Raw genomic sequence first — 12326 nt, forward strand, 5'->3', positions numbered from 1 at the left:
GGTAAGAGGTAAGAGGCAAGAGGTAAGAGGCAAGAGGTAAGAGGCAAGAGGCAAGAGGCAAGAGGCAAGAGGCAAGAGGCAAGGGGAAGTAGGGGGGGGAGAAAGAATTTTCCCAATGACCAATGACTAATGACCAATGACCAGTTGGGGTTTTCCCCAAATAATCGTTTCTTGTTTATAAACCACAAGTCCTGGTTTAGTGCCTTTGGGTTTGTAGACGTGCTTGGGTTGGGTGTAAACTACTGGTACTTGGTCACTTTGACGGGCGCGACTGAAATAACCTGCTAGATTGGCTGTAAATTGTAAATCAGCTTCTTCGGCAACTGTACCCGGTTCTAAGCGTAACAGGACATGACTCCCCGGAATTTCTTGGGCGTGAAACCACAAATCATAGTCCCCAGCGACACGGAATGTCAGTTGATCATTTTGGATGTTATTGCGACCAACAAGGACTTCAAAGCCACTGGGACTGCGGTAACGATGAAAATTAGTGCTGGGGGTGTTGTTGCTGCTACGGCTGCGGTATTCTAAATCCTCTAGATATTTTTGCCCAATGAGTTCATCCCGGATTTCTTCTAAGGCTTGTAAATCTTCTGGATTTTGGTATTTGTCTATTTGCGAAATTGCCGCTTCTACAAGTTCGAGATAGTCAATTTCTGCTTGGACTGCAAATAGTAAGGGTTCAACGGCAGCACGGGCGCGTTTGAGTTTTTGGTTCTGTTTATAAAGCTTTTGGGCATTTTGGACGGCGTTTTTATCGGGCAAAAGAGCGATCGCAATTGGCTGTTCGGTTTCAAAATCTGGTAAAATCATTTCCTGCATTCCTGGTTGCCAATGGTGCAGGTTGGCCATTAATAGGTCGGCTTTTTGACGATATTCTTCAGCCTGATCTGATTGTTGCAGGCGATCGCTAAAAGTTTTCGCTTTAGTGCGTAACTTCCCCAAAATATTCAACAATTTCTGACTTAACTGATGACGCAGTTGTCCAAATAACTGTTCATTCAGTTGATCAGAATAATAACGGTAAACTAACTCTTGAATATTCTTTGTTGGTGCAACTCCACCCCAACCCATCACCGTATATCCGGTTTCTGTCCAAGCAGGTTGAAATTTACCTAAATCTAAAGCCTGTAACCATTCTTGCCAACGTTGAAATAAATTTTGCCAATCTTGGGGAGTAAGTTCGTCAGTATTCGTATCTGGGATGATATCTGCCGCTAACAGCATCGTGTCTAGCAAAGCCGAACTTAAACCACTATAACTTTTGAGTAACTGGCGTTTAATACCTCCGGGGACTAAACTTACCCGTTCTTGCCAGCGTTCTATAGATTCGCTTAAATTGGGGACTTTTCCCGTCAGTTTCGGTGGTGTTTCGTAACTTTGTCCAGTTTGAATCGGACGAACGCTGGATTGTTGCTGACTAACTTGATGGGCGGCAGTGATAATTTCATTACTTGCATCAGTTAAAATCACATTACTATATTTGCCCATCACTTCCGCATAAACGTGATAAAGGGCAGTTTCTCCCGGACGACGGGCGAATTGTAAATCAATAACTCGTTCCCAAGGGGAAATAGCCTCAATTCCCACTAAAGCCAACCCACCTAACTGATGTCTTAACTGTTGACTAAAAGTAAAAGTATCTGGGGCGCGTGGTGGTGGTTCACTAATACAAATATGGGCGGCTTGGGGATGCCAGGAAATATCTAACCAACCCCGTTGATTTAAGGTGCGTAAGGCAATGGCAATAGTAAAGCGATCGCGCTGATATACCTGTTCTATGCGTGCAGGCAACCAATTAGCGCGGATTTCGCCACAAGCGGCAGTTAAAGCGGTAAAGTCGAGGGGTTGCACAACAATTACCCCTTTTTCGCTATCAAATTACTTTCTTCCTTATAGGACTTACGCACAATCTTGAGTAGGGGGAATTCATGAATTCCCCCCACTTTCGTGATGTTTTGCATAAATCTGACTTTAGTATTTTCTTGGTTCATTAAATAACTGGACTTTGGGTTGTAATTCTATCTTCCCTGATTTGAGAAAGAAATTTTGGATTTTGACTCTTCAATCTAAGAGAACTCAACAGAATGATTGATCCTATAATGAGAGAAGATAATTTAAGTGTGCAGATTACCTCATGCGTCCAAAATCTATCATTTAACTCACGGAGAACCTAAAATCTCTGTATATAAAAACAGCTAAAAAACTCAAGGGAAGTGACCGAAGACAATTCATGGCAGAAGTAGTCAAAGGATTGGGAATAGCTGGACAGACTTTAGTAGGAGTATTCCAACCAAAAAAATGCCCAATGGTCATTGCGTAGGCGTAAGCTTCCCGTAGGGTAATGACAGGTTTTGGATCATTTATTGCTTGGAACACTCTAAGTAATTGGACAAAATTAATTACACAAAAATCTGGTCTGAAATCCTTGATTGGCAAAAGATTGGTAAATAACCAATATGTAATTAATTCTGTCGTAGTACCAATACTATTGCCAATTTTCCAAAATATGTTTGAAACCCAATAAAATCGTGACGATATCAATAGGGTTTCAGGGCTTTGGCAATAGTATTGAGTACTTAATGAAATCATCCTTGCCAAGGTGAAGGGATAGGTGTAGTGGAAATCACCTTTTCTGCCATCAACCTTACGGCAGTTTTCCCACAACTTGGGCATTCTACCTCTAAATACTGTGAAGATGATACGTCTACCTCAGATAATATCCCTTGTTTGCAGTGCCAACATTCACAAATTACCCTGCATACTGGTTCGTTGCAGTCAAGGATCTTGACGTGCTGAAAATTTTGGGATTCGCTGTCTGGTTTCCTGGGCTTCGGGAATTTTTTGATTTCTTGAACTTCCATCATTTCACCGTCTAACTGCAAGTATGTTTAGAGTTTACTTGATGCTTTCCTATCTTACCAACTATGCAGGAATAGTCAGTTGTCAGTTGTCAGTTGTCATTGGGAAGAAATATTCTCCCTGGCTTCTGCCTTCTGCCCCCTGCCTCTTCCCTGTTCCCTATTTAATTGCTAATGCGGGTTCTCTAACAGATTGTTCCAACAGTTGGGTATATAGTTCATCTAACTGACTCGCTACACCATGCCAGCTAAATTTATTGATAACACGCTGTTTAGCAGCTTTTCCTAGTTCTTGTTGCCATACAGGATTGCCAAGAATCCGATCAATAGCGTGGTTAAAAGCTGGGACATTTTGTGGTGGTACTAATAAACCAGTTTCTTCATTGACAACGGTAAATTGCAGTCCACCGACATCACTAGCGACTACAGGTGTACCACAGGCCATGGCCTCGATAGCTACTAATCCAAAGGGTTCATAGTGGCTGGGAACAACACAAATATCCGCAGCAGCAAAATAAGCTGGTAATATATGCCGACTTAGACAACCAGGAAAGGACGTGCATTCACCCATCCCTAACTCGTTGACAATGCCGACAAGGCGATCGCGTTCTCTTTCATCACTATTCCCCGGTGTACAACCACCACCAATAATCAACTGCAATTGTTTGGATTCGTAAAACTTAGATTCCCTCATTGCCCTGATCAAGGTTTCTATGCCTTTGCGGGGGTCAAATCTACCTACATATAACACCACTTTAGCTTCTGGATCAATTCCTAAAGTAGCCCTGGCAGCTTGTCTTTCCACCGAACCAAATTGCTGAATATCTGTACCACAGGGAATAATATCAATTTTGCCTTTTTGGGAAACAAGCGATCGCATATGTTCCTGTTCTTGAGGACTGGTGGCAACGATTCTTTCCGCTGTTTCCAATACTTGTTTTTCGACTATTAAACGTTGACTTGCCACCAGAGGAATATTTTCTATGGTGTTGTATTTGATCACCCCTAAGGAATGGTAAGTATGAACCTGTTTAGTTCCTTGTCTTTTCTTGAGTTCCATTCCTACCCAGCTAGATAACCAATAATTAGTATGCACTAAATCATAATGAATCCCAGCTTCTTTTTGAAATTCTAGTAACTGAAAGACGAAATCTGGCAAATATTGAAAACCCTGATCTCTTGGCACAAATTCCACCGGACCTGCGGTTAACCGAATAGTCCGACAATTAGGATTATGTTCCACTATCCTTTCTTGATCAGCACTGACCCTCCGGCTAAACATATCTACCTGCCATCCTAGCTGTGCCAGGGCTTCACCCACTTGGCGGACATAAACATTTTGTCCTCCTGCCTCTTCTCTGCCTATTTCAATTGCTGGATCACCATGAACTGAAATTAAAGCAATGTGTTTTTTCGTGGTAGCTTTCATAGATCTTTTCCGTTTCTGATTTCAACAATATGGGAGTGAATTTGCAACTTGCGCTTATTAAACTGAAATCTGTGTTTTTGTGGGGAACTTTCAATAATTAATATTTATTATATTTTAACTATTACCAAAATATTAGTTAATTTTTCCCATTTTCTATATTTATACTTAATACCTGCGATAGACATTGTTCCCTATCTTTTGACATAGACGAACAAATATTATCTATCATGATATATTAGTTAATCCATGATAAAACCCATCTGAAGTAGCAACGCCACATCATAAGTCAGATATTTAGGGTTGATTATTTACAAGGTTCAAGCAATCAAAATAATTTTCCTTAAAGTCAATCCATCAAAGTTAAATTACCGAAACAATAATTTGTCCAAATCAAAAAAAGTCCTGATTTTTAGGTTGGGTTGAGGCACAGAACCCAACATGAGCGTCGGGTTGCGCTGTCGCTTAACCCGACCTACAAAAGATGGACAAGGTATTGCGAAAACATCACCTTAATTACCGTCACTTTCAAAACCTTTGATTTCATTAAGATAATTAATTGTATTAGCTTATACTATTCCTACATTGTGAGAATTTTTGTTAATTTAGATACAGTTTTTCTAAAAAATCACAAATTTTGTGTAATCACACCGTCAAACTGGAAAAATCCCTAAAACAAATAGTGCAGATAACCTGATATAGCTACCTGCACTACTTGTTGATTAAATTTGGACTTTCGTGGGTGACGAAAGACATTTTTATCCGCTGGCACTAATCCAAAATAAGCTTTAAGAATTACTCTCAAAGCGTATTCACGAAACAGACAATTTAGTTGGTAGTTTGTGCTGACAGCATTTGTTTTAGCTTTTCTAAATCCGCTGCCCAACGGGGATCTGGACGAAAAGCTTCGTTATCAACGCTAGTAGCAGTTTCACGCGCACTACCACCACCGCTACCACGCCGAGATTTCTTACTTCTCTCCCGACGATTACCTTCTTTATTACCGCTAGAACTAGGGGTGCTACTACCTTGGATAATTGGTTTGGGAACTTGTTGTTGTGGTTGTTCTTCACCTTCCTCTCCTTTAGTCCGTGGTAAAGCTTTTTCCAGCTTGATGGGTGTATCTTTGAACATTTGACCATTATATTTTTCAATAATTTGATCTGCTTGTTCGTCATTATTGACTGTTAGAAACCCAAAACCCCGACATTTGCCTGTTTTCCGGTCTTTAATTAGTTTGGTGGTGACAGCATCGCCTTCTTCTGCAAATACAGCTTGCAAATCTTGACGATCTATTTCTTCTTTGGGCAAATTTCCTATATATAGGCGAATGGACATGGAACATACCTCCGAATTGGGATTAAACAGGGCAAGACAAAAACAATAAATTGGCTTTGGTTTTTGAATAGATACTATGGACTAAAACTGCCACAAACCAATTTCTGCAATCCGATATTGTAGCGTGGCGTGAGTCATGCTATCAACTTATAGAATACAGTTTTTTGTTGGGATCAAGCTTATTCGTCACGAAAGCAATTATGCAGTCGTGGGCTAATATCACTTTAATTTTAGGAATTGTTAATTTAATAGCCAACTATCCACCACAGTAAATTCATTCTTCTTAATTCTTGCCCGCAGAACAAAATACCATTCCTTAACATTATCATGGTATTTTCCACGTAGCTAGTTCGGCAGAAACTTTTCTGCCAACAGCCAATAGTATTCCTTTATCGTAACATAAAACACATTTTTAACGCAAGAGGTAAAAGAGGCAGGGGGCAGGGGAAGTCGGGGGGGAGAAAGAATTTTGCCAATGACAACTGACCAATGACTAAGAACCTGTGAGCATCATATAAGCGCCCCAAACTTGGGCAACGACGGCGATGACAGTAGACCAAATAGGATGAGGGCTATGAATTTTTTGGCCGCTTTGGGTTTCTAGGGTTTGGAGATCAATCCAGGGAGTTGCCCCACGTCGTAACCAACCTGTGACAGTGATTTGTCTGCCAATCAAGTCTTGAGGATTGAATGACCTTCCTAACCAGGGAATATGATGTAATTTCATTAAACCTTGGCTAGTTTGTAGAATTAGGTCTTGTGCTAAACAATTACCAATTCCAGGACGACCTAACAGTTTACCAGTAAACCGGATTTTAGCACTATCAATTGGTAAAATTGCCGGATCTGCTAATAGGCTGGTGAAGTTTTCGTCTTTTTGAGCATTTGCAGGTGTAATGTCGGGAAATAAGGCATTGATGCGGATGACTATGCCAATGCTAAAACCAATTAACATACAACCTGTTACAAAAGACCAATCGTCATAAATCCATTTTAAGTTTAATAAATGTAGGGTGTATGCTGTTTGCCAAACTAACCAAATCAGACCAGCGAAGACAATACTAAGGGGGATGCCCAACCAAGGGGCTATTTGTAAACAGAAGGTTTGGGGTTTGATGAGGATGGGTTGTGATGGGGTTGTTTGATACAGTTCGGTGTCTAAATGCCAATGGCGGGCTATGTCACAAAGACGTTCGAGGCGATCGCCTATGGCTGGATGACAACTGTTGATTGTTAACCATTGACGGTAGGGATGAAAATTTTCCCATTTTAAGAATGATTCAAAAGGTAGATGACCAGCGGTGCTACCCAAAACCATGCTGTGCTGGTATGCGACGGGCGAAAGCAGATTTAGACTTTCTAACTGCCAGCAGGTCTGTTCTTTTAGTCCAATATCATGGGCTACACCAATGGATATTTTTAGCAAGGCGCGAATTAGTCCATTGGGATTACCGGTAATTTCTGCGGATAGGCGATCGCTATGGTAAAGTCGTAAGCGAGAATTAAGTAAGGCTGTGCCTGTGAACAGACACCAAATTCCGTAGTTAATGGCGGCTAAAATTGTACCTGGCCAACGCCAAATTTTACTCTGATGTTGATTTCCCCAAACTGACACTTGCTGATATATGCCATAAAATGGCATGGTTACAAGTAGCACTAGAGACATCACTGCAAAGTCCCAACGCCCAATTTGCCCCAAGGATAAAGCATAAATGGCGGCTATTTCATCATCTGCCAATTGTTCTAATAAGCCTTGACTAACAGTTATTCTGGCTGTGCGGGGCAGGTTGCCATAACTGATAATCATGGGGGCAGCAATTGGTAAAATTCTCAGTTGGGGAATAGTCCAGCGTCTCTGTTGACAAGCCCTTTGTAATACTCTGAGTGTTTCCCGACTGTAGGAGTTTAATTTCTCTTTGGGTAACTCTTCTTGACCGGAAAATCTCGTTAGCGCCCAGTCGAGTAACCAAGGGGACGATACCATTAAGATTATAAATAACCCTAGAATCAAGTTACTAGAATCATGATATAAAATCTGAATGGGTTCTAAGTATGGCAGTTGATATAGAATTTGATTAATTGAATCCAGGACGAATTTCAGCACTTCTCGGCACGTCCAAAATAGTGCCATGAATGTGAAGAGGGCAAGCAGTCGGGAGGGGATAATATTAGGCTTGCGTAGAGGTTGCCAAACTTTAGCGCGTCTAGCATTTCGCCAATAAATACTAACGGGTTGAATATTATTATTACCATCACCCCCAACATAGGCGGTTTGTGGCTGTTGTGAGGAATTGGTTAAACCGGAGATAAGTCCAGTCTTAGGTTTGCGGGGTTTTTTCTGCTGGTTTTTGCGTTTGTGCAGGTGTTCAAGAGCAAGTTTTGACCACTCTTGAACTTGAGGATTACTATTGGCAATCAAATTGTGGCACAGGGCGATCGCTTTGGAGACTTCGCCAGTGCGAGCATAGGACATAACTAACCCCACTCGTGCCTGTAAACAAATCTTTTCTTCGCTTTGATTTTTGGCTAGTGGTTCAAGGTTAGCGATCGCTGTATAGTAATTCCCCTGCTTGAGGGCAGCTAAACCAGCCTCTAAACATGATTCAGCATAGGAAGGCATACAAACTTTGATAATTTGTCAGTTGTTAGTTGTTAGTTGTCAGTTGTCAGTTGTCAGTTGTCAGTTGTTAGTTGTTAGTTGTTAGTTGTCAGTTGTCAGTTGTTAGTTGTCAGTTGTCAGTTGTTAGTTGTTAGTTGTCAGTGGGAAGAAATATTCCCCCTGCCTCTTGCCTCTTGCCTCTTGCCTCCTGCCTCTTGCCTCTTGCCTCTTGCCTCTTGCCTCCTGCCTCCTGCCTCCTGCCTCTTCCTCTAACTCTCTACCGATGGTTGATGGGAAAAAACGGGGGCGATCGCACTTAATTTCAACTCTGGATGATCACCTTCTAATTGTTGACAATTCCATTCATTGCGGAATAACAACACAGGTCGTCCCATGCTATCTTTAACAGTGGTGGTATTAAATAAACGTCCCACCTGTTTCAAGGCTTCCCAACCACCCGAAACCCAACGGGCGACACTGTAGGGTAATAAATCAAGAATGGTTTCTACACCATACTCATTTTGTAAACGGAACTGGACTACCTCAAATTGCAACTGACCAACGGCTGCTAAAATTGGCTCACGCTTGGCTTCATCAGTTGAATACATAATTTGTACAGCCCCTTCTTCTCGTAATTCGGAAACACCTTTTTGAAACTGCTTAAATTTCGATGGGTTGGGGTTTCTTAAAGTAGCAAAAAGTTCCGGTGAGAAATAAGGAATTCCCTCATATTCTAGTTTCTGTCCTGTATAAATAGTATCGCCAATTGCGAAAACACCCGGATTATTTAAACCAATCACGTCCCCTGGATAAGCGACATCAATAGATTCTCTTTCTTGGGCAAATAGTTTTTGCGGACGAGATAGACGAACAACTTTACCAGTTCGAGCATGATTTACTGTCATATCTTTTTCAAACTTGCCTGTGCAAACCCGGACGAAAGCCACTCTATCCCGATGTTTGGGGTCCATGTTGGCTTGGAGTTTGAAAATAAATCCGGTAAACTCTGGATAGGTAGGGGGAATATCGCCGACGCTGCTGCTATGTGTACCTGGTTTGAGGGCAAAGTCGAGGAAGTTTTTCAGGAATAATTCCACCCCAAAGTTGGTCATGGCGCTACCAAAAAACACTGGGGTCATTTTGCCGGCGTGTACCAGGTCTAAATCTAGTTCTGGACAAACTCCTTCTAAGAGTTCTAATTCGTCTTGTAGTTGGTGGTAAAGTTCTTTTTCTAGTAAGGTTTCCAGTTGGCGATCGCCTATATCGAGGATAGTATTTCGCGCTTCTTTGCTACCATGAGAACTGCGTTCAAATAAATGAACTTGCTGTTGTTGGCGGTCAAAAACTCCTTTAAAGCGATCGCCCATACCAATAGGCCAATTCACTGCATAAGTCTGTAATCCCAGTTCTTTCTCAATTTCATCCAACAAATCTATGGGTTCTCTACCTGGACGGTCAAGTTTATTCACAAAGGTGAAAATGGGAATCCCCCGCATTTTACAAACTTCAAACAATTTCCGGGTTTGCGGTTCTAAACCTTTAGCCGCATCAATCAGCATAACTGCATTATCTGCTGCTGCTAAAGTCCTATAGGTGTCTTCACTAAAATCTTGGTGTCCAGGAGTGTCGAGTAAATTAATTTGACAGTTACGATAGGCAAATTGTAACACGGTTGAAGTGACGGAAATTCCCCGTTGTTGTTCCATTGCCATCCAGTCAGAGGTTACTTTTCGCTGGTCTCTACGGGCTTTGACTGCTCCAGCTTCGTGGATAGCACCCCCGTATAATAGTAGTTTTTCGGTTAAGGTAGTTTTACCAGCATCAGGATGAGAAATGATCGCAAAGTTGCGACGCTGTTCCACTGCTTGACCTAGTTCTATTTGCAGTTCAATGGACATATTTGTTATTTGTTTTTAACTTCATTCAATGTAATCTTTTTCAGGAACAGGGAATAGGGAATAGGGAACAGGGAACAGGGAACAGGGAATAGGGAACAGGGAATAGGGAATAGGGAATAGGGAACAGGGAACAGGGAACAGGGAATAGGGAATAGGTAATTGGTGAAAACAATTCTTCTTTCTTCTTTCTTCTTTCTTCTTTCTTCTTTCTTCTTCCTCCTGAACTCCTGACTCCTGACTCCTAAATTAATTAAAGTTTTCCCAATAGTTTGTAAGTTCTCAGTAACTTGGCATTTTCATCTGTTAGTAATTCCTGTAAGCTACTTATCTCATTTAATATCTCAATTTCTCGTTTACATTCTTCCTGTAATATCAATAAATATTTTTCTCTATCTTTTTCGTTATCAACCTGTTTGAGCATACAAATTGCCATGTTGATATTAGAAAGTGGATTGCGTAAGTCTTGAGAGACTTTATCGAGGAGACTCCCTCGCATTTGCGCTAGTTGCTGACAGTCTTGCAGTTCAGACCGATTTTTCTTGATTTCCTGTTCGAGTATTTCTAATTTTTGGGACTCTTGTAAATATGCTTGATTGGAAATTGAATGTCGTTTTAAACGAGAGTTGACTGCTTCTAATATCTCATGAGGCTGAAAAGGTTTGGTAATATAATCATCCGCACCTAATCCCATGCTTTGACGGAAATCATAGCGTTCTGCTTTAGCGGTGAGAAAAATGAAGGGGATATCAGCTAAGTTAGGATCACCTCTTAGTTCTGTTAGCACTTCATATCCACTTAATTCTGGCATCATAATATCACAGATAATTAAATCTGGATGTCTATTTTTAGCTAACTGTAAGCCGATTTTGCCATTTACGGCGGTAATAACCGAGAAATCTACTAGTTCTAAAAATTCTTGGAGATTTAACCGAATCGAATTTTCATCCTCAATAATTAAAATTAAGCTCATAACTGATTGGTAGTCTTAAATAGGGTGCGGTGAAAAATCAGGAGTCAGGAGAAATAAGAAAGAATAAGAAGGAGTAAAAAGGAGAATCATCAGACCTTGCGGTAAGTGGGAAACTCAGTTTACTTAATGCAAATGTAGTAAATTACACTTTTCATTAAAATAATTGTAGTATATCAAATTTAGTGTATACTAAGTAAAGTAAATGAACAAAAAAATTAACTGCGGGGACATAGTGGCTCTAGAAGTATCTCTAGGAGAAGTATTACAGGCTTAATTGTTTATTAACCGCGATCGCTATGATTTTGCTCCCTCAGTATATACTGATTTTATCAAAAAATCATAAGTTAATATCCGACAGAATTTAACTGGATTGAGTTAGGGGATAAGGAAAAATTGCCTAAGTGTACCACAATTTTAGTAATTGATGATGATCCGACCAATTTAGAAGTTCTGGATTATACCCTGAGCGCAGCAGGTTACAATGTGCATACTGCAACCAACGGAGCAAATATAGTCCAGCAAATTCATTTCAGTATTCCTGATTTAATACTGTTGGATATTTTGTTGCCTGATATCAATGGATTTAAGCTGTGCCAGGGACTTAAATCCGACCCTGTAACTGAGTCAATTCCGATAATTTTCATGACAGCCTTAGCTGATACTGTAGATAAGATTAAGGGGTTACATCTAGGCGCAGTAGATTATATTACTAAGCCATTTCAGAAAAAAGAATTGCTGGCTCGTGTACAAACCCATTTGCATTTACGGGAATTAAGTGAAACTTTAGAAATCAAGAATCAACAACTCACAGAACTGATAGAGGATTTAGAGCATAGAGTTATAGAACGAACAATAGAATTAAAACAAGCACTAGAAAAAGAAAAGGAATTAAACCAGTTAAAATCCCGGTTTATTACAATGGCATCCCATCAGTTTCGCACACCTTTAGCTATTATTTCTTCATCTTCAGGGATTTTACAAAAATTTAGCGATCGCCTCAATGAAGAAAGAAAACAAGAACATCTACAAACAATCCAACACACCATCAAGTATATTACCCAAATCCTTGATGACGTTTTAATGATCAACCGTACTGAAGCTGATAAAATAGAATTACATTTAGAAGCAGCAGATATTGTTGATTTTTGCCATCATCTCCAATCAGCAATAGCAGAGAGTAACAACCAACATACTATTAATTTTTCTGTAGATTTAGGCCAAGAAACAATTACCA

At 40.5% G+C, this 12326-nt stretch carries 8 protein-coding genes; 1 reads left to right on the plus strand and 7 read right to left on the minus strand.

Annotation, left to right across the window (positions count from 1 at the left end):
• Positions 1-126 precede the first annotated feature (126 nt).
• The 7 genes from PN471_RS02075 to PN471_RS02105 form a co-directional block, all read right to left on the minus strand.
• Positions 127-1854: an Rqc2 family fibronectin-binding protein gene (locus tag PN471_RS02075; protein WP_271775459.1), complete on the minus strand. Its 1728-nt coding sequence runs from the start codon at positions 1852-1854 to the stop codon at positions 127-129.
• Positions 1855-2588: 734 nt separating this feature from the next.
• On the minus strand, positions 2589-2864 hold the full coding sequence (locus PN471_RS02080; RefSeq protein WP_027402957.1) for a hypothetical protein: 276 nt from the start codon (positions 2862-2864) through the stop codon (positions 2589-2591).
• A 157-nt stretch (positions 2865-3021) separates the two neighbouring features.
• The gene (locus tag PN471_RS02085) at positions 3022-4290 is read right to left on the minus strand and encodes a glycosyltransferase family 4 protein (protein WP_271775460.1); all 1269 of its coding nucleotides are present in this window, start codon (positions 4288-4290) and stop codon (positions 3022-3024) included.
• Between the two features lie 825 nt (positions 4291-5115).
• The gene (locus PN471_RS02090; protein ID WP_271775461.1) at positions 5116-5625 is read right to left on the minus strand and encodes an RNA recognition motif domain-containing protein; all 510 of its coding nucleotides are present in this window, start codon (positions 5623-5625) and stop codon (positions 5116-5118) included.
• A gap of 493 nt (positions 5626-6118) precedes the next feature.
• Positions 6119-8245 carry a zinc metalloprotease HtpX gene (locus PN471_RS02095; RefSeq protein WP_271775462.1) on the minus strand — a complete coding sequence of 709 codons (2127 nt, stop codon included), beginning with the start codon at positions 8243-8245 and terminating at the stop codon, positions 6119-6121.
• Positions 8246-8493: 248 nt separating this feature from the next.
• On the minus strand, positions 8494-10122 hold the full coding sequence (locus PN471_RS02100; protein ID WP_271775463.1) for a peptide chain release factor 3: 1629 nt from the start codon (positions 10120-10122) through the stop codon (positions 8494-8496).
• Positions 10123-10372: 250 nt separating this feature from the next.
• On the minus strand, positions 10373-11092 hold the full coding sequence (locus PN471_RS02105; protein ID WP_271775464.1) for an ATP-binding response regulator: 720 nt from the start codon (positions 11090-11092) through the stop codon (positions 10373-10375).
• Between the two features lie 393 nt (positions 11093-11485).
• On the opposite strand from PN471_RS02105, the gene PN471_RS02110 reads away from it, so the two are divergent.
• On the plus strand, positions 11486-12326 hold an 841-nt coding region (locus PN471_RS02110; RefSeq protein ID WP_271775465.1), incomplete at its 3' end, for a hybrid sensor histidine kinase/response regulator.

This window comes from Aphanizomenon sp. CS-733/32, from assembly GCF_028330045.1.
Taxonomy (GTDB): domain Bacteria; phylum Cyanobacteriota; class Cyanobacteriia; order Cyanobacteriales; family Nostocaceae; genus Dolichospermum; species Dolichospermum gracile.

Bases quoted from the DNA above. Each gene is read 5' to 3' on its own strand.
- PN471_RS02105 (WP_271775464.1), bottom strand. From the start codon at position 11,092: ATGAGCTTAATTTTAATTATTGAGGATGAAAATTCGATTCGGTTAAAT.
- PN471_RS02095 (WP_271775462.1), bottom strand. From the start codon at position 8,245: ATGCCTTCCTATGCTGAATCATGTTTAGAGGCTGGTTTAGCTGCCCTC.
- PN471_RS02100 (WP_271775463.1), bottom strand. From the start codon at position 10,122: ATGTCCATTGAACTGCAAATAGAACTAGGTCAAGCAGTGGAACAGCGT.
- PN471_RS02085 (WP_271775460.1), bottom strand. From the start codon at position 4,290: ATGAAAGCTACCACGAAAAAACACATTGCTTTAATTTCAGTTCATGGT.
- PN471_RS02090 (WP_271775461.1), bottom strand. From the start codon at position 5,625: ATGTCCATTCGCCTATATATAGGAAATTTGCCCAAAGAAGAAATAGAT.
- PN471_RS02080 (WP_027402957.1), bottom strand. From the start codon at position 2,864: ATGGAAGTTCAAGAAATCAAAAAATTCCCGAAGCCCAGGAAACCAGAC.